The organism is Ignavibacteria bacterium (genome assembly GCA_016707005.1).
GTDB lineage: Bacteria > Bacteroidota > Ignavibacteria > Kapaibacteriales > Kapaibacteriaceae > UBA10438.
The window spans coordinates 286,017-308,079 of record JADJIQ010000001.1 but is presented as its reverse complement, the minus strand read 5'-3'; the positions used below and the strand labels follow the sequence as shown (position 1 = coordinate 308,079).

Sequence of the window (22,063 nt, the reverse complement as noted above, 5' to 3'; positions counted from 1 at the left end):
GCGCCATCCGAGGTTCCGACACAAGGTGTCAGATTTTGTTACAGTTCAAAGGGTCAACCGCGTTTCTTTGGCTTCGTACTGCCCTTTTGCTGACCATTTTTTCCACCGATCCGACCCTGTTGCTGCCCCGGGATCGCTTTTCCCTGAGCTGCGGCCATTTCCTGGGCGTCGCGCATCTTCTTCTGGAGCCAGGATTCCTTCTTGGGCATCTTCTTCAGATCGGCCAGGGTTAGCTTATTCTTCGCAAACTTGGTCTGATACACCTGCTGCCCAATGGCAACCACATTGAAGACGAAATAGTAGAGGTTTAGACCCGACGGAAGGGTTGAAAACATCAACGTGAGCATCACCGGCATCATGTAGACCATGGCCTTTTGGCGCGGATCCGTAACTGCCTGCTTTTGCTGGATAAAGAGTGTGGCACCCATGAGCAGAGCCAGACCCGAGAACTTGTCGATGTTGAAAAGGGGCAGTTTGAACGGCAAGGACAGGATCACATCGGGCACACTGAGATCGGTCAGCCAGAACGGGAGGAAACTAGCCTGGCGAAGTTCAATATTGAGGTTCAGAACTGCATACAGAGCGTACAGGAACGGCATTTGGAGCAGAAGGGGCAAGCACCCACCGGCAGGGTTGATGCCATACTCACTATAGAGCTTCATCATCTCCTGTTGCTGGGTCTGGTTGTCATCCTTGTGCTTCTCGCGGATCTCATTCATGAGCGGCGCAACGAGTTGCATCTTCCTGGCCGACTTCATCTGGGTGATCCCCAGAGGGTAGAGTAGGAGCTTCATGAGGAGTGCGAACAGGATGATCGCAATACCATAGTTCGGAATGCCGGAGTTGATGAATTTCAGAGTTGGCAGCATGAAGTATTCGCCGATCGGCTTCACGATCCATTTCCAGCCGAAATTCATGATCCCGGTAAGGCCATACGATGCCAGTGTATCGTACTGCATCGGCCCCACATACAGCGTCATAGCATGTTTCTGCAAGCCTCCTGCATAGGGGAGTTTGAAGGTGAGCGAATACTGCTCTTCATACCCTTCATCGGGCAGACCGTAACGAACACCTTTGTAGAAGGCAGACCCATCGAAGCCCTTCGGAGGGATCATCGCTACAGCGAAGTACTTGGAGCGTGTTGCCAGATAGTCGATCGTTCCGTTGGCGTTCTTCTCAACCGGAGCATTGAACTCTGAGGCATCCAATTCATCTACGTCGCCATTTGTGGAAACGATGGCAACGGCGTTATTCGATTCGTCAACGCTGCTCCCCTCTTGATACCGAATACCGCGAGACCACTCGAGGTTGACGTATCGGTTGGTCTGTGGGATCACGCCTTCCATCCCATCAAGTGCCAGCTCTGTGCCCACATCATAGTGGTCACCGGAGAAGGTGTAGGAACGGGTAATGGTTCCGCCAGGCGAGACCATGGCAGTAGCCCGAATGGTCAGAGTTTGACCGGGAGCAACGTAGATGCTGTCCTTATCCGTTTCCCACATGAAAGGAATCGAGCGTGCCTCAACCTTTTTCCCGTTCATGGCGCGGAACGAAAACCCATATTCATAGGCACCTGGTTGGACGATGTCTACATGTGCCGATGTGTCCTTGTCCTTGTACCACGGGTGGTACTTCTTCAGCTGCCACGACCGAACCGTTGCACCGTCGGAACTGAGACGGATCCGGTACAGGTCTGAGGCAACAGTAATGGTCCTGGAGGGTGCCGATTGAAAATTCACCGGCGGTGCATCAGGCACCACTGCAGCTTTTTTGACCTCTTGTTGCTCGGTCTTTTGAGCGGTCTTCTGAGGCGTTACGTCCCGTTGTGTGGTCGAACTTTGGAAGAAGATCCAGAGACCAACAACAACGGAAATGAGGATGACGCCAATAAGGGATTGTCTGTCCATGATACCTTAGATCGTATGCACGTGATCGTGATGAGAATGACCAGGAGCCGGGGGAACAGGATCGTGCCCGCCACGGTGGAAGGGATGACATTTTGAGATTCGTTTCACACCAAGCCAAGACCCACGAATAGCACCATAGGATCGTATGGCCTCGAGCGTGTATTGAGAGCAGGTAGGTGTGAATCGGCACGATGATGGGAACATCGGCGAAATGGCCACTCGGTAGAACCGAATAATGGCCACAAGGACAACAGCGATCGGGGTTAGGCGTTTCTGCTGCATACGGAGATCGCTTGGTCTAGGGCTGCGGCTACATGGGGATGGACATCCGAGAGGCGCAGTAGCATTGGAGACTTGGGTGCAGAACGCCACACGAGAACGACTGTATGGATGCCGGCCCGAGAGAGTGCTTGGGATCGTGCCGGAACCGATCGGCGAACGGCTTCGCGAAGGAGACGCTTAACTCGGTTTCGCACAACGGCATGTTTGGCCGTACGCTTGCCGATCGTGACGCCAAATGTGAACGTCTCGACTGATGAACGATCGCCGGAAAAGGCCGCCGTCAACGAAAGCGGCCCGGACGTTGTACGACGACCGGACCGCATTACGTCATTGAATGCGCCTTGACCCTTTAATGGTCGAACGACCATGGGAGGGGGCTTTTCTTAGCGTGCGAAGCTGACAGCGATACGGGCGCGGCCCTTAGCACGACGGCGTGCAAGGACTTTACGGCCGTTCTTAGTTGCCATACGGGCACGGAAACCGTGAACGTTGACGCGGCGACGACGACTTGGTTGATACGTACGCTTCATAATTACACCAGGGTTTTCGGTTTGACTCGATTTGACAAGACTTCAAAGATACGAAGGATCAGTTGATGTTCGTCACACCTGGCGGAAACGGCTGGTGTTGCCCGTCAACCTGAACCTCGCCATACTGGTTCTCATACTTCCCAATATTATCGGCAAGGGCGTGCAGGAGAAGCTTGGCATGCTGGAGAGTCATCACGATCCGAACGTGAACCCGAGCCTTTGGCACCCCAGGAAGGATCCGTGTGAAATCCACCACGAATTCGGCGGGTGAGTGGGAAATGATCGCAAGGTTTGAGTAGATACCTTCGGCTTCTTTTTCGCCGAGTTCAATGGTCATCTGCTGCTGGTTTTGCGGATCGTTGGGGTTATTTGGGTTGTTTGCCATTATAGTTTGGCTCCTTTCTCTTGTGCTTCTTTCATTTTGTCCACCATCTTGTTGCGGCCATACAGCCCCTCCATGATGAGGTAATAATCCTTGCTTGTGCGGTATTTGTCCTCTAGAGCCTCCAGTTCCATGATGAGCATCTTCACCTTGGCTGTCTCTTTTCGGACTTCATAGACATTTGCAAGCTGCTCTAGGACGACGATATCGTCGCGGTATTTGAACGATGACTTACGAAGACGTTCGAAATACTCTGCAGATGTCTTGAGATCGGTCAGATAGGTTGTGTCTGGACGATAGTTCTTGCTCTTGTCCATCTTCTCCAGTTCTGTTCTCTGCTTTGTACTCGCAATATTCTTGTAGTTGGCTGCAAGGTTGTACAGAGCAGTCTCGTTGTTAGGCTCCATCTGGATCACGCTTTTGTACTCTGACACGGACTCTTCGTACTTCCCTGCTCCAGAGAGCATGGCCGCATATTGAAGTCGATACAGTACAACTGTTGGTTCCTTCGCGATCTGCGCCTTGAGTTCGGCCATTGCTTCATCTGTTTTGCCAAGATTCTGAAGAAGCTGCGTACGAAGAGGAACAAGCTCTTGATCGGTAGGTTTCGCCTGCATCACCAGATTGGTCCAGGTAAGTGCATCCGTGTAGGTGCCTCTCTGATACGCAATGAATGCCAGGGATTTCAGGGGGCTTATCGTAGCGCTGCGAGTGCGCCACTTCTCCATCTCTGACACCGATGCCGGTGCATTGTAGGTCCATCCTTCGATGACTGCTTCACTCGCCCCTTCAGCCATCGTAAAGACGATGAGATCTCGTCCACCAACGTCAAACCGGTCCTTATAGATCACGCCATTCGTGATGCTGTCCATCTTTGTAAAGGCTGCAGTGCCCAATGCCTTGATCACGTCTCCGCGTGTAGAGATCATTGTGATGTTCTTGGAACGCAAGATTTCGAAACCCGGACGCTCCATTTCCCACCATCGCTGATAGATCTCAATGGCCTTGGTAGTATCACCCTTGATCTCCAGGATCTGTCCAAGCAGAACGAGAGGATCTGAATATTCAGGCTTGATCTCGAGGGCACGCTCAAGATTTGTTCGAGCATCACTAAGCCGTTGGGTATCATTTGCCTCAACATACTTATTGAAGTTTGTGATCCCTCCGTTGTATTGTCCTACCCAGAGGTTATAAAGGTTGACCGATATCATCGTTTGTTGCTCAGGCTTCACGCCCGGGCACAGACGAGCCTTGCCATATGCCTCTACCATTCCGTCCGTGTCCTTCAGGGCTTCGTTCACCTCGCCAAGCATCACCAATGCATCGCAGTCATTGGGATTTGTCACAAGTGCTTTATTGATAGCGGTCTTTGCCTTGACGTAGTCCTGGGCCTGCATGGCCTTACGAGCAGTGGCAAGTTCCGACGATGCACACTGGAAACCCTGTGTGAGGATGGCGAATGATGCAGCTATGATGTAGAAGACGAGGGTACGTTTCATCACGTAAGTCCAGTTCATGAATGCTAGACTGCGAAGATACGGCGAGCCCCCTCTTGAAACGGTCTATTTCCTGCCTCGTGCCTTGCGAAGTCTGTCCTCTACGGCGCGGCGAGATTCAAGTCCCCATGGTGAGAGAAGTTCTTGGGCTCGGTTCGTTGCCGACGCCACTCGTGCTCCTAGTGAAGAGGCCAAGGATTGCTGACTGCTCGTTGGACGACCGAGGAACCCATTCACCTCGCCATAGAGCGAAGACAGTCTCTCGCGCAGTTGTTCTTCGCCGGTGATCAATCCAACCTTTGTGTTCACGAGCTCCTTGTTCAATGCGTCGAGCGAATCGAACCCAGCCTTGATCCTTGCCTTGGCTGCCTGATCGGTAAGTGTTGAATCGGCAAGCCGACGCAACAACTCATCCCGACCAGCCTGTACCTGGGCAACAGTGATAGCCAGATCTTCATTGAGACTATACAATTGAGCCACAAGCTGTTGTTGTACTTCCCTGTCTGCGTCACTATGTCCGTAGATCGAGTCGGTCACAACGCGTATGGTTGTGGTAGCAATCGTCCCCGCCTTATTGAGTTCCACTGTATACGTCCCCTCAGCAAGAAGCGGACCGATAAGCGAGCCAAATGCTCCTCCTACCTCCGAACTCGCTGTTAACGGGGCTGGTTTACGCATTGCAAGTTCAACGCTGTTGAGCCCCTTTCTCGAGGACCCGGGAATGGATCGAATCACGGTTCCGGAACTGTCCTTGATCGTGATCGTAAAGGAGCCGCGGACATGACGATCCTTCAATACGTACCACACACGTGCTGACTCGGTTTTTGATTCTCCGACATAATCAGCGTCTCCGCCAAACCAACGTCCGGCTCCACCACCCTGCGTTCGTATTGCAGGAACAGTTGGTAGAAGTGTGATCTCATCACGGATCACGGATGGGTCGATCGCTCGGAGTACATCAAGCTCGTCGATCACATAGATCCCTCTTCCGTGTGTTGCGATCGCGAGGGCATGATCACGACGTTGAAACGCGATATCGCGAACAGCCGCTGTGGGAAGGTTGTTCTTGAATGCGATCCAGGTTGCACCAGTGTCTAGGGAGATCCACAAGCCGAATTCGGTACCGAGATAGAGGATCCTTGACTGCTCCGGATCTTGACGGATGACGTGGGCATAACCCCTTACATCTGTCATAGGAAGTATGGTCCATGTGGCACCGAGATCTGTTGTACGCGCCACATACGTTCTCATATCGCCACCCATGTGACCATCGAATGTTACGTAGCAGGTTGTTTCATCGTGCCAAGACGGTTCAACGGATGAAACCCACGTATTCTTCGGAAGTATTGAGGATGGAGGCGCTACCATTTTCCATGATGTGCCGCCATCAGTTGTGCGCTGCAGATTCCCATCATCTGTACCGACCCATACGATCGACTCATTCAGCGGAGACTCAGCGATGGCAAAGATGGTGCAGTGATTCTCGGCCGACGAGTTGTCGACGGTGAGTCCGCCGCTTTCTTCTTGTGTGAGTTTCGTACTGTCATTCGTTGTGAGATCAGCGGAGATTCGCACCCAGGTATCGCCCTTGTCCGTGCTCTTGTGTAGGTATTGCGAACCCGCGTAGATTACACCGGCTCTTTTGCCGCGCACAATGGGAGTATTCCAGTTGTACCGAAGCTTGGAAGAACCGTCTTCCGGGGTTGGAGCGATGTTCTTTGTTTCCTTCGTTCGGAGGTTTGTACGGTTCAGATTACCGCCTTGTGATTCCCAATAGACAATGGACGCATCGGCTCGTTCCGGAGCAACATTGAATCCATCTCCGCCCCCTACAAACTTCCATGTACCATTGGTGATACCACCATCTGCATCGGAAGGGCCGCGCCAAGAACCGTTGTCCTGCAGTCCGCCATACACGTTGAAGGGTGTGGCGTCATCGGTTGTAACATGATAGAATTGTGATATCGGAAGATTCTGGAAGAATCGAACGGACTTTCCTTGCTCATAGGACTCATACGCCCCACCGTCTGTGCCAAGGATAATGTGCTGGGTATTCGATGGGTCTATCCACACAGAATGATGATCACTGTGGGCCGCTTGGGCGATGGTTGTAAACGTCAGACCACCATCGTCACTGCGATACATCTGCATTCCGCACTTATAGACAACGTTCTTGTCCTTCGGATCGCAGACGAGTCGAGAGAAGTAGAAGGGGCGAATGTCAACAACAGAGCCAACGTACCGGCGTTCCCACGAGATACCTCCATCGGTGCTACGATACATCGCGGACTCCTTGGATTCCACGCTAGCATAGATAAGCTTTGGATCCTGTGGAGACATCGCGAGTGCAATTCTTCCCATCTCACTGGTGGGCAGCCCCTTCTGCACCCTAGTCCAAGTATTCCCGGCATCCGTACTCCGGAAGATCCCGGATCCGGGACCGCCGGAAACGAACGAATGTGGTGTTCGGCGGAACGACCACATGGCAGCGACCATGATCTTTGGGTTCTTCGGATCGATCACCACGTCTGAACATCCCGTTCGGGCATCACCGCTCAGGATCTTTGACCACGTAGAGCCAAAGTCAGTTGACCTGTATAGGCCGCGATGTTCGCTGTCATTAAAGAGTGGACCGGGCGCAGCAACATAGATCGTCTTCGGATCCTTGGGGTGGATCATGATCTTCGAAATGCGTTCGGTGGAATCCAAACCGCACTTCGTCCACGTCTTCCCTTCGTCGGTGGTACGGTACACCCCTTCTCCAACGGATACACTGTTGCGCGTCCAAGATTCACCAGTTCCTACCCACACGGTATCCGGCCGTTTCTGATCGATCGTGATGGCACCGATCGACTGAGGATACTCATCAAATACCGATGAGAATGTCACACCGGCATTGGTAGTGCGCCATACTCCGCCCCCTGCAGCACCTACATAGAACCGTCGGGGTGCCGTATCCACAACCGCGATGTCACTGATGCGGCCGCTCATCACAGCCGGACCGAGCGATCTTGCTCTGAGTGGTCCAAGCATACCACCTGAGAAGGTGATCTGTGCATGAACACTGCCCGCGCAAAGCAGCAGAGCGATGAATACGTATTGGTGTGTGGTGAATCGCGTGATCATGGGTTCTCCCTCATACATACAGCTACCCCCGCTCGTGGCGGGGGTAGGAGTGTTTACGATCAGATTTCGATCAGTTCTTTTTTGCTGGAGTTTCGCCAGGGAAGGCGAATCGGGAATCCGGGATATCCGTATTCACCTTTGGATTGCTGTAGGACATCGAGAGAATTGTTTGTCCTTCGGAGCGCATCTCCATCAGCATCGGCATTTGAACACCACCAACTTCTTGGTAATTGGACATCATCATGTCCACATCGGCTTCTTGTCCCATCATGCTGATGCGCATGCTAAGCTTCACATCGAGCCACGTTGTAGCATCGATGTAGATGAACTTTACTTCCTTGTCTTTGTCCGTGATCTTGATCTTATACGCAGTTGCACCGTCGATATCTTCCGGTCCAACAAGTTCTAGCAGATAGCCCTTGTCCTTCCAGTCAACCAACAATCCGTCCATGTCTGCTTGATCCGCCATACGCTTTGCTTCGCTCGCCGGCTGCTTTTCCGGCTTGTTGCCGGCCATTGGATTGATACCCCAGGCGGTAGTGCCGTCATAGGCCGTAACCATGGACATTCCTTGGAAGCTCATGTCCATCCGGAATTTCATCGGACGTTTTTGGGTCTGAGTGAAGTTCAATTCCATACCCTGAGACATGGACATCGTTCCGTCCATCACCAGGGTCTTTAGTGATTTGATCTTCGCGAGACCACCACGTGCTTCGATATTTTTGGCAATGATCTCGTCGAGTGTGATGGCAGAAGACGTCAGAACGCCCAAACACATAACAGTGAGGGCTAGAAGAAGTCGACGCATAGTACGATGCTCCGGTACGTTGAAAGTATTGACCCGACAAGATTTGTCGAGCCAGTTACGCAAATTAGGTGCAAGAGTTTCACGTCCACCTATCCTAGTGATAACAAATATGTTCCTTCGCGTGTTCCTGGCGGCCGTGTTTTCTCTCCTTTGCTGGCTGAACATTGCGGCACAGACCGACCCTGCAACGATGCTCCCAACAGTGGATTCCGTTCTATCTGGCGCTTGGTCGGGAGATGTAACAACGGTCTCCGGACTCCGGAACAGGGTCATCATCCATATCTCGGCCTATGTGAACGGCCCATGTGACGCCACGTGGGATAATCCCAACTCCGGGTATTTTGGCAATCAATTTTCGTCAGTGTCATGTTCAGACGGTAAACTCTTGTTTACAAGTGTCAATGACGACTTGGTCTTTGAGGGTCAGGCGAGTGCTCAGCCCCCTACCATCACCGGGGTTTGGAAACAGCGGAAGACGAACTCCCCTGTAGTGTTGAAGAAGATCATCATTCAGGAGCGGACGCAGGAACCGGGGCAGGCCCCACCCTATATCACGTCTGAGATCAGGTTCCCAAACCGCCCGGCCGGGATCATGCTTGCCGGAGAGCTCACGTTCCCGGATACGCTCGGAAGGTATCCTCTTGTGATACTTGCCGGTGACAGAGGTCAGACCGACCGAAATGCAAGGGGCTCGTCGGGACATGCCCCCTATTTGGTACTTGCATCGTTGTTCGCACAGAAGAATATCGCAACACTTCGGATCGATGACCGTGGAGTTGGCCAGTCCACCGGAACCGGAGATATTACGTCCATCGACGATGAGGCTTCGGATATGAGTGCTGCGCTTGAACGGATTCGAACCCATCCTCATATAGATACATCAAGGATCGTGATCATCGGTCACGGCGAAGGGGGCTTGGCTGCTGCCGTTGTCGCAAATCGTTATCCTGATCGTGTGTCGCGTGTCGTGTTCATGAGCACACCAGCGATGGATGGACGGAATACGCTGTTAACGCAGATCGCAGCTCGGGAACGACTCCGCGAAACGGACGAAGAGCTGATCTCGGTTGCTACCGGTATGGTCGATCAATGGTGCACCACCGTTTTGTTGGGAGGAGTTGATAGCGTGGTCGTTCCCCGGATACTCGAGTTAGCAGACTCAATCATTGATGAACGGCCGGATCTGCTCGTGCGATACCCTATGGCTGCTCAATTCAAGCGTGCCGGCAGAGAAGCTTATATTACCTCATCCCTTCTTCCTTGGCTAAGATCCTACCTTTGGTATCAACCATCGGAGTATTTCAGTGCAATGCGTCAACCGTTGCTAGCTCTCTATGCAGAGCGTGATACGGAGATCCCTGGCGAAGAACATGCTGCCGCCTTACGGAAAACGTCGTCTCAGCGCACTCGAACCGTGATCGAGGTTATCAAGGACGTGAACCACATGTTTCAAACCTGCGACGAATGCACGGATGAAGAAATGTCACGCCTCGGTGAAACGGTCAACCCTGAGGTTGTAAAGAGGATCGTTAAGTGGATCCTGCAAGGAAGCTGACCGATATTCGCTATTCGCTATTCGCTATTCGCTGTTCGCTATTCGCTATTCGCTATTCGCTATTCGCTATTCGCTATTCGCTATTCGCTATTCCCCCGCCATACAGGCGCGTGTATACGTAAGCCCCTTGGTGCCCGGACGAATGATCACATATTCGTTCTCGGACCGGTTCTTCATAACATTTGTAAGCGTTGTGGATGCAGCCAGGGTATCGAGCTTCGAGGTTCTGACCACGAGTGGCTTGAGATCCGGAGAGAAGACGAGGAACGTGCTGTCATTCTCTTCGTAGAATTCCGAGACGGCGGTCTTGGTGAGAGCGTCGATCTCTACGGGAGATACGGATACGCCGAGATCGCGGGCAGCGCCATAGGAGAGGTCGATTACACGCTTACGAATAAACGGGCCGCGGTCGGTGACCTCAACAAGGATAGCCTTGCCGGTCTTAGGGTTCTCTACTCGCAGGACGGTGCCGAACGGGAGTGTGCGGTGGGCTGCCGTGTACTCGTGCATGTCGAAGCGGGCTCCGCTCGCTGTTCGGCGGCCATGGAACTGTCCGCCATACCACGAGGCCAGTCCATCTATAGCGTCTGACATCTCGTACGAAACTGGCTCGGCTGTCACTGTCTCAGCTACTGGGGCCGGAGCGGCCATGAGAGTCTCGGTACCAACAGGCGCATCATGAGCCTGCAGTATGAAGCTGATGGACATCACTGCGATGAACACCGCCACGAATACTGCGACGCGAATTGCCTTCTTTGTGGAGAGTTGGGTTACCATGAGAAAAGCAAGTTAGGAGTTTTCCACATGAACCCAATGAATGTAGGATGAATTTTAATTCATTTACACAGAGCACTCCCGCAAGACGGCTACCTCGATTCTACGATTTTGACGACGTATTGCTTCGAGCTGATCCTTGCTCATCTTCTTGGATTGAGCCGGTGTTGGCTCCTTAACACGCGGCATAGCAGATCCGTATCCAACGGCTCCGCGAACCTTGTTTGGCGGTACACCCTGCTCCAAAAGCCACTGACGAACCTTCTGCGCTCGCAGATCTGATAGGTCCTTGTTTCGCTGGGCCGGACCATCGGCTGAGGCGTGTCCTTCAACCATCACCTGCAACTCCTCACACGACTCCTGCATATATGTTAAGAGCTCGTTCAGGTTCTTTGCTGTTTCGGGTTGGTCAAAATCGAACTCGTCCGTATTCACCTTGAATCGAATGTCCTTTGCAAACGACGTCCGCTTCTTTGCCGGGGCTGGAGCTGGCGTCGGCGCTACCGCTGGTTCTGGTGCAGGCTCTGGCGCCGGAGCGGGCGCTGGTACAGGTGCTGGAACAGGCGCCGGAGCGGGTGCTGGCACAGGCGCTGGAACTGGCGCTGGCACAGGCGCCGGAACGGGCGCTGGCACAGGCGCCGGAATGGGAGCTTGGCAACAACAATCGCCCGGTGTTCCGCATCCGCAGACAGGGCAGGCATGTTTTTGACGTTTTGCCTTCGGTTCTGGGTTGTTGAACCGATATGTGAGACCGATCGAGATATTCGTTAGTGCATCATTCGCACCAGCTTCTGTCAGATCGTCCAGATACTCAGAGAACACAAAACGATACTCGCCACGGAGGAGAAGTCCAACGCTTCTGGAGAATGGGATCCTGAGTCCTCCACCGAGAGGTATGGACGCAACGGTCTTTGGATAGATCCCTGCCTCGTTGTTGGGTAGAGCAGAATGTTCACCGCTGTTTGATGGGGCAAAGTTCACAAGACCTATGCCGGCGGTCAGAAACGGCACAGCGGGGATGTTGTCCACGAGTACGTAGCTGACGAGGAAGTCGGCCGTAGTCACGCGGCTCTCGTTCTCAGCTTCAATGGTCGTGAGTGAGCCCGGGTATTTATCGCCGATAACAGCCCCTTGACCAAAATATTGGGGGAAGCGGGCCATTTTGGCTTCCGTGATCTTCCATCGGTACTCACCGATCCCCAACCGAGCTTCGACCCATAGGCGGTCCATTGCAGCGAACTGGAGAGATATCGCCCCTGACGGACCAAAGTAGTCGTCTGATAGTTCGCCGTGATACTTGTAGATCCCCCCGCTGATCGTCCCTACCACGTCGCCCTGACGTGACTGAGCAGACACTGGGCACGACAAGACCACGATAACGCCGGCGCTGAGGAAAAGGTGTTTGAGGAACGTTGTCATCGTTGATTCTCCCGGCGTTGTTTCTCTTTGCATTCTTTACACTCCGATGCCTCAAACGGCAGGAGCCCCTTTGTTACTCGAACTGTTCCGTCAGGCAGGATCTGCTTGCGGTACCATTTTCCGTCAACCTCACGCAAAAGACTTCCATCATCAAGGGGGCGAGCCAGTTCCCAAAGGATCGGCTCCGGACCCTTCGGCGGGTCGTCATCCACACATATACCATACCCCGGTGGACCATAACACTCCCGATGCTGTCCGGCCGGACACGGCACATCCATCGGCTCCGGTACCGGACCTGAAACTGGAGCTGAAACAGGCCCCGGACCAGGCGATGGAACGGTAGCGGGTGCGGGCGCAGGCGCCTCTACTGCAGGAGTCGCTGCTTTTCCACAGCAACAGCAGCAACAGTGTGCACAACAGCAACAGCAGTTCTTAGAACATTCTCTTAAGCACCTTTGATCGCAATCAGATACCTCGTCGCAGCACTCATCGCAATTATCCCCACAATTTTCACAATACTCGCATTCGTTGTCATAGCTCGGATCAGCTTCCTGTGCTTCAGGTTCATTAAAGCGATAGGTTAGGCCAATGGAGAAAGTGCTTAGCGCATCATTACTTCCGTTGAACGAAATGTCGTCGAGATAGGAAGAAAACACAAACCTGTGTTCTCCGCGCAAAAGGATGCCAACTCGCTCCGAGACCGGGATCTGGACTCCCCCGCCGAGGATGATACTGGCTACCGTGTGGGGGTAGTTCCCAGCGGCTGAGTTCGGCAATTGCGTGTGCGATTCACTTGTTGACGGTGCAAAGTTGACAACACCAACCCCCGCAGTGATGAAGGGGCTTGCCGGGATCCCGTCAACAAGCACGTAACTCACGGAGAGATCCCCAAGTGTTACGCGACTTTCGTTTTCTGGTTCGATCGTGGTGATGGACGCAGGGTAGAGGTCACCTATCTGCGCATTGGCTCCGAAGTAGTCAGGGTACCGAGCTAGCTTGGCGTCAGTGATCTTCCAGCGGTACTCGCCAAGTCCGAACCGGGCTTCGATCCAGAGTCGATCCATGGCAGCATATCTGAGCGAAAAGAACGCTCCCGGACCGAAGGAGTCATCGGAGAGTTCACCTTGGTACTTGACTACGCCTCCGGATAATGACCCTACCACATCACCCTGTTGAGACTGGGCAATGAGGATTCCCTGCGTCAGCAGGACCGATGTACAGAGGGCCAATAGAAGGCGCACACCAAACCGTAGGTCAATGTAACAAAGAGACCGAAGTGTGGAAACGTAATCAATTTTCATTCCACATCTGCATTCCCTCTTATTACGTCACTTTAACTTCTCATGCTATTCCTTTCCGCTTCATACTGTTACGCCAGTCATTAGATAACGATGGAGAGTGCAGGATATCCACAGAGCAATGTGGATATCGACAAGGTCAAAGGGTGCAATATATTTCGGAGTGGTTTGTCTTTAATCTGATGCAATTACCCAAAATCATACAAGGCGGGATGGGAGTTGGGGTTTCCGACTGGCGTCTTGCCCGTGCAGTTTCTACCGAAGGCGAGCTAGGAGTAGTATCCGGTACAGCCTTGAATTCCGTCATCGTCCGTAGGCTGCAGAACGGCGACCCAGGAGGGCATATCCGAAGGGCATTGGCCCATTTCGTTGACCCTGGGGTGGCTTCCGAGATCTTGGCAAGCTATTTCGTCGAGGGAGGGATAGCGCCAGGCGAACGGTTCAAGAGGAGTCCAGTGCCCTCGGTTACACCCACTCGCACACTGCAACGGCTCAACATCGCATCCGGTTTTGTAGAGGTTTGGCTTGCGAAGGAGGGTCACGATGGCATTGTTGGCATCAACTTTCTCGAGAAGCTCCAAACGTCGAACCTCGCGGCCACCTACGGAGCGATGCTCGCAGGCGTAGACTATGTTCTGATGGGTGCCGGGGTACCTAGGGAGATCCCGGGAGTGCTCGACAGGTTCTCTCTCCACGAGAATGCCTCGATCAAGATCACGTTGAGTGGGCCATCCGGCAATGCTGATGTGTCAACCACGGTCTCACCGAGAGAGTCCTTGGATGTGCTTCCCACTCAACCATTGAAGCGCCCTGCCTTCCTTGCCATCATTTCCTCAAGTACCCTTGCGTCGCACCTCGTGAAAAAGTCGACCGGGTCCGTGGAAGGTTTTGTGATCGAAGGTGTACTTGCAGGCGGACACAACGCCCCTCCTCGCGGCCCAATGAAGCTCAATGAGCGTGGTGAACCGATCTATGGTGAGAAGGATCACGCAGACCTTGAAGAGATACGGGAACTAGGACTCCCGTTCTGGTTGGCCGGCTCCTATGGATCTCCGGAGAAGCTAACAGAGGCCATCGAGCGTGGAGCAGCCGGAATTCAAGTCGGCACTGCCTTTGCCTTCTGTGAAGAATCCGGTGTGGCACCGCACCTTCGCGAGGCGGTGATATCGCGCATCTTGAGCCAACAGGTCGTTGAGGGCTCTGCGGTCTTCACGGATCCGAACGCTTCGCCTACGGGCTTCCCGTTCAAGGTGGTTCAGTTACCGGGCACGCAGTCTGAGCGGTCTGTGTATGAGGACCGACCTCGCAAATGTGACCTAGGATATCTCCGACAAGTTGCCGTCCGCGAGGATGGAGCCATCGTCTACCTGTGTGCATCTGAGCCCGTAGAGGACTACGTGCGCAAGGGCGGCAAGGTTGAGGATACGGTAGACCGAAAGTGCCTGTGCAATGCACTTCTGGCCAATGTTGGATTAGGGCAGGCGCAAGAAGACGGCTATCAAGAGTCGCCTCTGCTTACTGCAGGAGATGACCTCGTACAGGTAGGTCAGTTTCTCAGGTCCGGTCAGACGTCGTATCAGGCACGTGATGTGCTGTCACACCTGAAGAGGCAATAGCAGCAAGGATCCGCTCGTTCACGGTCTCTACTTCACCGATGCCATCAACGGAGGTGAGGAGCCCCTTATCTGAATAGAATTCCAGAAGCGGAGCTGTCTCATCGTTGTAGATGTCAAGTCGGTGACGGATGATGGATTCGGAGTCATCGGCGCGTCCGCGTTGAAGGAGTCGGCCGATGATGGTAGCATCATCAACATTGATATTGACAACCGATGAGATATTCAGACCCTTGGCGGCGAGCATACGATCGAGTGCATCTGCTTGTGGACGCGTGCGCGGGAAACCATCGAGGATGCAGCCTAGGGCAAATGATTCGCCTTCCATGGCTTCTTCGACGATGCGGGCCACGATCTCGTCAGGAACGAGTTTGCCTGCATCCACATACTCCTTGGCCAAGACACCAACCGGTGTCTGATTTTTGATCGCTGCACGAAATGCGTCGCCCGTGCTAAGATGGGCCACTCCAAGCTTTTCGGCGAGGATGACGGCCTGGGTGCCCTTCCCCACTCCGGGGGCTCCGAACAGTATGATGATCATCGTTTTCCTGCGACTAGAATAGGCGAAGATACGACCTGTTCCTCAGAAGAACTCAGCATCGAATGCTGATGCATATGGAGCTGCGTATTTCCGGAGAACCTGAATGGCCGCCGAGAAGTCCTTTGGGGGCTCGGCGGTAACGGTGATCCGTTCGCCCGAGACGGGGTGGTCAAAGCTCACTCTGCTTGCGTGCAGGGTGAGGCGTTCAATGACCGGACGTTCCTCGGCACCCTTGGCCAGGTTGTACCGGCGCTTGATGGTGGAGAGCAGAAACTGCTTGTTTTTGCCATAGTCCTGATCCACCAATAGTGGATGGCCTACAGCCGAACAATGCACACGGATCTGGTGTTGACGTCCGGTGATCAGGTCGCACTCGACCAACGTAGCCAGACGAAAACGTTCCACAACCCGCATGATCGTGTGTGCTTCCTTGCCCTTGGCCGAAGGCTTCATTAGGCCCTTGCGTCGAGTATCTGAGGCTATCGGGATATCGATCTTTATCTCATCACGGTCTACGATACCGGAGACGATGGCGAGATAGGTCTTGGTGACAATGTGCTTCTCGAATTGTTCGTTCAAGGCCTTGTGCGCTTCTGGGGTGAGCGCCATGATCATCACGCCGGATGTATCCTTATCCAAGCGGTGCACGGTGAATGCACTTTCGAACTGCTCGCGGACCAAGGACTTCACACTTGGCAGGTTCGCATCGTACCGGTCCGGGATGGCAAGCAAACCGGCGGGCTTATTCACAACAACAAGATGTTCGTCCGAGTACAGTACCGGTAATTGCGAACGTTTCATCGGCCCCCTATCCTCTCTGCAGCGGTAACGGTATTGCGGAGCAACATCGCCCGCGTCATCGGTCCTACACCACCCGGAACAGGGGTGATGGCCGAGGCCTTTGCTGCAACCTCGTCAAAGAGGACATCTCCCGTCAGTTTCGTTGTTCCATCAGGCAGAGTGATGCGATTGATCCCTACGTCGATCACAACCGCCCCTTCCTTCACATGATCCGCAGTGATCACACCATTCACACCAACAGCGGAGATAAGGATATCTGCTCGTCGGGTATGTTCTGCAATATCCGGTGTGCCGGTGTGGCAGATCGTGACCGTTGCATTGCCTTGCGGACGTTTTTGTGCAAGAAGGATGGCAAGGGGCTTACCAACGATATTGCTCCGTCCAACAACTACGGCGTGTTTTCCTGATGTTTCGATGTTATAACGTTTGAGCATTTCCAAGACCCCATATGGAGTACACGGAATGAAGCCTTCGAGACCGATGAGGAGTCGGCCGGCATTCTCAGGATGAAAACCATCCACATCCTTGGCCGGATCGATCGATCGTATCACACGATGTTCATTGATGTGCTTTGGGATGGGCAGCTGAACCAGGATCCCATGTACGGCAGGGTCATTGTTCCACTGACGAACCTGCTCCACTACTTCTTCCTCGGTTGCCGTTGCCGGCATACGAACGATGGTGGAGTGAATGCCAACCTTCTCACAATCCTTGGACTTGTTTCGCACATAGACCGTGCTTGCAGGATCCTCACCAACGAGAAGAAGGTTAAGGCCGGGTACGATCCCCGTGGATGCCGTCAGACGTGCGACGTCTGCCGCTACCTCCGCTCGTATCTCCGCAGCCAGTGCGTTACCGTCGATGATCAGTGCCATATGGCGCAAAATACGGAGTTACGCAGTTACTCAGTTACGAGGTTACGAGGTTACGGGGTTACGGAGTTACGGAGTTACGGTGCTACAGAAGTTGAGAGGTAACTTCGTACCTGCGTAACTGAGTAACTACGTAACTGCCTTACTTAATGCTTCCATCGATTCGTACTGCGATCATTGTCGGGCTGGTATTGCGCCTGCTCGCGGCAGTGTTTTCTCCCGGATATGCCATGCACGACGATCACTTTGTGATCGAGGATGGTCCGTATCAGTGGTTTCTTGCTGATCATGGTGGTTGGTTCAACAGAGATGTGGTGCCCGGACATAGTGTGGTCTACCCGGGGATCCTCTATGGCATCTTGTCTGCCTGCATAGGCATTGGGATCACAGATCCTCAAACACAGATGTTGGTGATGAGGATCCTGCATGCATTGTTGGCAACGCTGGCAATACCTCTTGCCGCTGCTATCGCCCGCCGTATCGGCTCCGAAGAGTCAGCAAAAGCTGCGGCATTCCTCGTGGCTGTCTTTTGGGTTCTTCCCTTTCTTGGAGTCCGGAATCTCATCGAGGTAGTATGTATACCACCATTGATGACCGGCGTCTTCCTTGTCCTTCGGCGTGGATCGATGCGAGACATTGTCCTGGCCGGACTGGCATTTGCCGTGGCCTTTTTGTTCCGTTATCACACGGCCGTGATCCCTGCCACCATGACGATGGTGTTGATGGTACGTCGCGAATGGCGCATGGCTATAGGTCTTGTTGTTTCCTATGCGACCGTAATCTGCCTCACCCAAGGTATCGTCGACCTGCTTGTCTGGGGCCAATTCCTCATCGCGCCGATCACCTACTGGATGAACTTTGTAACGGGTTCAGATGAGTATGCGAACGGACCGTTGTATCAATATGTGTTGCTCCTCGTAGGCCTCTTGATACCTCCGACAAGTCTTGTATTACTGTGGCGCTTGTTCACGGACAAACGCTCATCACTCCGGTATGAAGTCCTCCTCCCGATCGTTGTCTTTGTTGTGGCCCATTCGTTCATTGCCAACAAACAGGAGCGGTTCATCATTCCGGTGGTTCCTCTTCTGCTGGTAGTTGTTGCCGTTGCGTGGATAGACAGGCCACAACGCTCATCAGGTCCCGTCCGTTGGACGTCGATCGCATTGGGTTGGTTCTGGGCAGTGAACACAGTGTTACTCACGTTGTTCATATTCTCCTACTCAAAACGATCGCGCGTGGAATCTCTCAGCTACCTTCACGGTATCGCTGGCGCTGATCGAGTGGCAGTGATCGCCAAGCCGGGTGTCTTCGTTCCCTCATTCTATCTTGGTCATGAGATCAAGACGTTAACTGTTCTCACGGATACAACATCCTCATCATGGAGCGAACTCTCTGCGTTTGCTCCTACGCATGTGGTCTTCTACGATATCACGAGCAGAGACGTCTTACTTCAGCGAGTGAACGATCTCATTCCCGGACACCTTACGCAACTTGTTGAGGTCGAACCCGGACTCCTCGATGCAACACTGCATTGGTTGAATCCAAGAGGAAACAAGAATGAAACGAGCATCGTTTACGAAGTAACTAGTAACTAGTAACTAGTAACTAGTAACTCGTAACTCGTAACTCGTAACTCGTAACTAGTAACCAGTAACTAGCAACTCGATCTCTGTTATCGGCAACGCACACGTATAGTCTGTGCAGATGAGGACCGAGTTCTCTGGTGAGACATCGAAGGGGTATGATGCTTCGCGGAGAAGAGAAGCCCCTTGTTCATCAGACGGACGATGGATGAAATAGGCTCTCGGACGATACACGGATGAGATGTATGTGCGTGCTTGGGTGATAAAGGGGCTATCCATTGCCCCATTGAACACGATCTCTGTTGACCCAACGGCAAGAGTATCCCATGCACACAGCAGCATACAGAAGCCGGGTGCATACTTCGCTAGTTGGGTGCCGTAGGTGTTGATGCACGCTTGAGCTGCTTCCCGGTAGCGACGATTGTTGGTGATCGCACCGAGGCTGGCGAAGAGAAGTGCTGCCATGCTGTTTCCACATGGATAGGCACTATCATATCCTTGCTTTTGGCGGACGGGTACATCGGTCACATCGCGTGATATGAGGTACAGGGCTCCGTTGTCGTCTGCAAATCGTTCGAGGATGATATCGGCATTCTCGAGGGCATCACGGAGATAGGACACTGCGCCGGTTGTCTGATACAACTCCATTCCTGCCCAGCCCATCATCGCATGATCATCCAGCATGCTTGGTACTGCTGAATGTCCGTTGCGCGTTCGATGAAACACTACGGGATGCGTGAACGCGGAATACGCCCGTTCGGCCATCGACGTCAATGTTGGATCGCTGAATGCGCGTCCGGCGCGAGCAAGAGCGCCGATCATCAGCCCATTCCAATCCGCAAGGATCTTGTCATCCGTGAGAGGCGGAATACGCTGAGCTCGTCGTTCCAGAAGTGTTACGCGGAATGAGGTCCACTCTTCGTTTGACATCAGCTCGCGAAGTCTTCCGATCTCCACGTGCGGGATATTGTCTTCACTCGGATTTCCCGTTGCTTCATCATGGAAATTCCCGTCGGCTCGTACGTTCAAGAGCGACTGCAACTCCGGAGATGCATCACTCCACTCGTTCGCATTCCAGACATAGAACTTCCCTTCTACACCCTCGCTATCGGCATCCTGCGCAGAGAAGAACGCGCCTGATTCGCTCGTCATCTCTCGTCTGAGGTACTCGGCGATCTCCACCACTACCGATCGATACAATTCATCGCGAGTTATCTGCCACGCATCGGTATAGGCCATCATCATCATGGCCTGATCATAGAGCATCTTTTCGAAATGTGGCACCAACCACTGTCGGTCCGTGCTGTACCGATGGAACCCATATCCCACCTGATCATAGATCCCGCCGGCTCGCATCGCATCAAGTGTTGTACAGACCATGCTGAGGAGCCCCTTATCATCGAGGGTCACGGCACTGCGAAGAAGAAGAAGGAGATGATGCGGTGACGGGAACTTGGGCTTCACCGAGAATCCACCATAGACGTCGTCATACATCCGCTTATGGTGGTCAACAGCGATCTCGATCACATCCGGCGGTACATTGCCGCGGAAATCGGCTTCGGCCTGCTTCGTGAGCGACTCTGTGATCTCCCGTGCCGTATCGATGACACGGGCGTGATCAAGAACCCAGACCTCCTTCAGTCGCTGCAACAGATCGAGAAATCCGAGTCGATTCCCAAACGAGTATCGCGGGAAATAGGTCCCGGCGAAAAAGGGGCGCCTGTCTGCATCCATCATGATCGTGAGCGGCCAGCCGCCGTGACCGGTGAGTGACTGACAGACATCCATGCAAATGGCATCGACATCCGGACGTTCTTCTCGGTCGACCTTGATACAGATGTAATGTTCGTTGAGGTAGGCCGCTACCGTCTCGTCCTCAAACGACTCATGTGCCATAACGTGACACCAGTGGCACGTGGCATAGCCGATACTGACGAAAACAGGTTTGTTCTCCGCACGAGCTTGTTCGAATGCTTCGTTACTCCATGGGTACCATGCTACCGGATTGGAAGCGTGTTGAAGGAGGTACGGCGATTGTTCGTGTGCAAGCCGGTTCGTGTGGGGTTCAATCGGCATAGACGCCGGAGATCGTCGGGATCAGGTATTCGTCAAAGGCACGTTGCATATCGTAGTCCGGCTTCCATCCCCAATCACGTCTCGCAGCTTCGTCGTTCACATCCGCGCACCATGAATCGATGATGGCCTGACGTTTCGGATGTGGTGCATAGGTGATCTCTGCGCCCGGGAATGCTTCCTTTACCTTGACGGCGATCTCTTCCGCAGATGGTGAGAATGCTCCAATGTTGTACACGCGTTGTGTGAGGTTCTCTGCAGGTGCTGCAGCCAGATCGAGAAGTGCCTTCACTCCGTCCGGCATTGCCATGAACGGAATGCGTGCATCAGGTCGAACAAAACACGCATAGGCCTTTCCTTGGGCTGCGGCGTGGATCATCTCCGGCGCATAGTCACTCGTTCCGCCCGTTGGAACCGTTGTTGCCGAGATGAGTCCGGGGAAACGCAGTGCTCGGAAATCCAGCACCTTCTTCCCTGCTTCATCCGTGAGTTGACCAAAACGGTCACTCATGTAGCCGCCCAACTGTTCGCAGTAGACCTTGTTGATGCCATACATCGTTGTTGGCTGCAGGTATTCGAACTCCGTAACAGCTCCGGCCGCATTCTTCGTTTCGAGAGACGGCATTCCGTACACTGCGATCGTGCTTGGGAACAAGAACGTCACAACCCTGCCCGTGCGCGTACCGATACGTCGTGCCATGAGCAGAAGCCCCATCGTCCCATTCACATTCACATGATGCGCAAGAGCCGGATTCTTCTCCGAACTCGTTGAGAGCAACGCCGCAAGGTGGTATATCTCTTCTACGTCGTGCTTCTCGATCTCTGCAACCATGGCAGGATCCGAAACATCACCCTGAAGTGCAACCGACACCATGGGGCGCAGGTCATCAGCCAGCGGAGCAAGATCCAATGCAATGATCTTCCGATCACCACTCGCCGCAAGTGTTTCAAGAAGACTGTGGCCAATTTCTCCATTGGCGCCGGTGACGAGTGTAATTCTCAT

At 53.4% G+C, this 22,063-nt stretch carries 19 protein-coding genes; 3 read left to right on the top strand and 16 right to left on the bottom strand.

Going from position 1 to position 22,063, the window contains the following annotated elements:
* Positions 1 to 53: 53 nt before the first annotated feature.
* From yidC to IPI29_01345, 8 genes are all read right to left on the bottom strand, one after another.
* Positions 54 to 1,907 (bottom strand): membrane protein insertase YidC, encoded by a 1,854-nt coding sequence (gene yidC, locus IPI29_01380; protein ID MBK7411193.1) that lies wholly within the window; start codon positions 1,905 to 1,907, stop codon positions 54 to 56.
* A gap of 6 nt (positions 1,908 to 1,913) precedes the next feature.
* On the bottom strand, positions 1,914 to 2,189 hold the full coding sequence (gene yidD, locus IPI29_01375) for a membrane protein insertion efficiency factor YidD (GenBank protein MBK7411192.1): 276 nt from the start codon (positions 2,187 to 2,189) through the stop codon (positions 1,914 to 1,916).
* Entirely contained in the window at positions 2,171 to 2,557 is a 387-nt protein-coding gene (gene rnpA, locus IPI29_01370) for a ribonuclease P protein component (GenBank protein ID MBK7411191.1), read from the bottom strand. Before rnpA ends, yidD begins: the two co-directional genes overlap by 19 nt.
* A gap of 15 nt (positions 2,558 to 2,572) precedes the next feature.
* Entirely contained in the window at positions 2,573 to 2,719 is a 147-nt protein-coding gene (gene rpmH, locus IPI29_01365; GenBank protein MBK7411190.1) for a 50S ribosomal protein L34, read from the bottom strand.
* Between the two features lie 58 nt (positions 2,720 to 2,777).
* Positions 2,778 to 3,104: a DUF3467 domain-containing protein gene (locus IPI29_01360; GenBank protein ID MBK7411189.1), complete on the bottom strand. Its 327-nt coding sequence runs from the start codon at positions 3,102 to 3,104 to the stop codon at positions 2,778 to 2,780.
* Positions 3,104 to 4,600, bottom strand: coding sequence for a tetratricopeptide repeat protein (locus IPI29_01355; protein MBK7411188.1), 1,497 nt, complete (start codon positions 4,598 to 4,600; stop codon positions 3,104 to 3,106). Before IPI29_01355 ends, IPI29_01360 begins: the two co-directional genes overlap by 1 nt.
* Before the next feature lie 63 nt (positions 4,601 to 4,663).
* Positions 4,664 to 7,723, bottom strand: coding sequence for a glycosyl hydrolase (locus IPI29_01350; protein MBK7411187.1), 3,060 nt, complete (start codon positions 7,721 to 7,723; stop codon positions 4,664 to 4,666).
* Between the two features lie 70 nt (positions 7,724 to 7,793).
* The gene (locus IPI29_01345; protein MBK7411186.1) at positions 7,794 to 8,531 is read right to left on the bottom strand and encodes a hypothetical protein; all 738 of its coding nucleotides are present in this window, start codon (positions 8,529 to 8,531) and stop codon (positions 7,794 to 7,796) included.
* 109 nt (positions 8,532 to 8,640) lie between these two features.
* Here IPI29_01345 and IPI29_01340 point away from each other — a divergent pair, with 109 nt between their 5' ends.
* Positions 8,641 to 10,086, top strand: a complete 1,446-nt coding sequence (locus tag IPI29_01340) for an alpha/beta hydrolase (GenBank protein ID MBK7411185.1) — start codon at positions 8,641 to 8,643, stop codon at positions 10,084 to 10,086.
* 87 nt (positions 10,087 to 10,173) lie between these two features.
* Here the strand turns inward: IPI29_01340 and IPI29_01335 are convergent, their stop codons facing one another.
* From IPI29_01335 to IPI29_01325, 3 genes are all read right to left on the bottom strand, one after another.
* A complete protein-coding gene (locus IPI29_01335) occupies positions 10,174 to 10,794 on the bottom strand; it encodes a septal ring lytic transglycosylase RlpA family protein (protein ID MBK7411184.1) in 621 nt (206 codons plus the stop codon).
* Positions 10,795 to 10,926: 132 nt separating this feature from the next.
* Positions 10,927 to 12,279 (bottom strand): OmpA family protein, encoded by a 1,353-nt coding sequence (locus tag IPI29_01330; protein ID MBK7411183.1) that lies wholly within the window; start codon positions 12,277 to 12,279, stop codon positions 10,927 to 10,929.
* Entirely contained in the window at positions 12,276 to 13,580 is a 1,305-nt protein-coding gene (locus IPI29_01325; protein ID MBK7411182.1) for a porin family protein, read from the bottom strand. Before IPI29_01325 ends, IPI29_01330 begins: the two co-directional genes overlap by 4 nt.
* A gap of 179 nt (positions 13,581 to 13,759) precedes the next feature.
* Here IPI29_01325 and IPI29_01320 point away from each other — a divergent pair, with 179 nt between their 5' ends.
* On the top strand, positions 13,760 to 15,193 hold the full coding sequence (locus IPI29_01320) for a nitronate monooxygenase (GenBank protein MBK7411181.1): 1,434 nt from the start codon (positions 13,760 to 13,762) through the stop codon (positions 15,191 to 15,193).
* Here IPI29_01320 and IPI29_01315 read toward each other — a convergent pair.
* The 3 genes from IPI29_01315 to folD are packed head-to-tail and all read right to left on the bottom strand — an operon-like array spanning position 15,132 to position 17,407.
* Positions 15,132 to 15,731 carry an adenylate kinase gene (locus tag IPI29_01315; protein ID MBK7411180.1) on the bottom strand — a complete coding sequence of 200 codons (600 nt, stop codon included), beginning with the start codon at positions 15,729 to 15,731 and terminating at the stop codon, positions 15,132 to 15,134. The two genes, IPI29_01320 and IPI29_01315, sit on opposite strands and share 62 nt — an antisense overlap.
* Before the next feature lie 42 nt (positions 15,732 to 15,773).
* On the bottom strand, positions 15,774 to 16,532 hold the full coding sequence (locus IPI29_01310) for an RluA family pseudouridine synthase (protein ID MBK7411179.1): 759 nt from the start codon (positions 16,530 to 16,532) through the stop codon (positions 15,774 to 15,776).
* Positions 16,529 to 17,407, bottom strand: coding sequence for a bifunctional methylenetetrahydrofolate dehydrogenase/methenyltetrahydrofolate cyclohydrolase FolD (gene folD, locus IPI29_01305; GenBank protein ID MBK7411178.1), 879 nt, complete (start codon positions 17,405 to 17,407; stop codon positions 16,529 to 16,531). The genes IPI29_01310 and folD overlap by 4 nt, the downstream gene beginning before the upstream one ends.
* A 146-nt stretch (positions 17,408 to 17,553) precedes the next feature.
* Between folD and IPI29_01300 the strand changes: the two genes are divergently transcribed.
* Positions 17,554 to 18,999 carry a DUF2079 domain-containing protein gene (locus IPI29_01300; protein ID MBK7411177.1) on the top strand — a complete coding sequence of 482 codons (1,446 nt, stop codon included), beginning with the start codon at positions 17,554 to 17,556 and terminating at the stop codon, positions 18,997 to 18,999.
* Between the two features lie 45 nt (positions 19,000 to 19,044).
* On the opposite strand, the gene IPI29_01295 is transcribed toward IPI29_01300, so the two are convergent.
* Together IPI29_01295 and IPI29_01290 are read right to left on the bottom strand one after the other, a co-directional pair.
* Entirely contained in the window at positions 19,045 to 21,063 is a 2,019-nt protein-coding gene (locus tag IPI29_01295; GenBank protein MBK7411176.1) for a thioredoxin domain-containing protein, read from the bottom strand.
* Complete coding sequence (locus IPI29_01290) at positions 21,053 to 22,063, bottom strand: NAD-dependent epimerase/dehydratase family protein (protein ID MBK7411175.1); 1,011 nt, start codon at positions 22,061 to 22,063, stop codon at positions 21,053 to 21,055. Before IPI29_01290 ends, IPI29_01295 begins: the two co-directional genes overlap by 11 nt.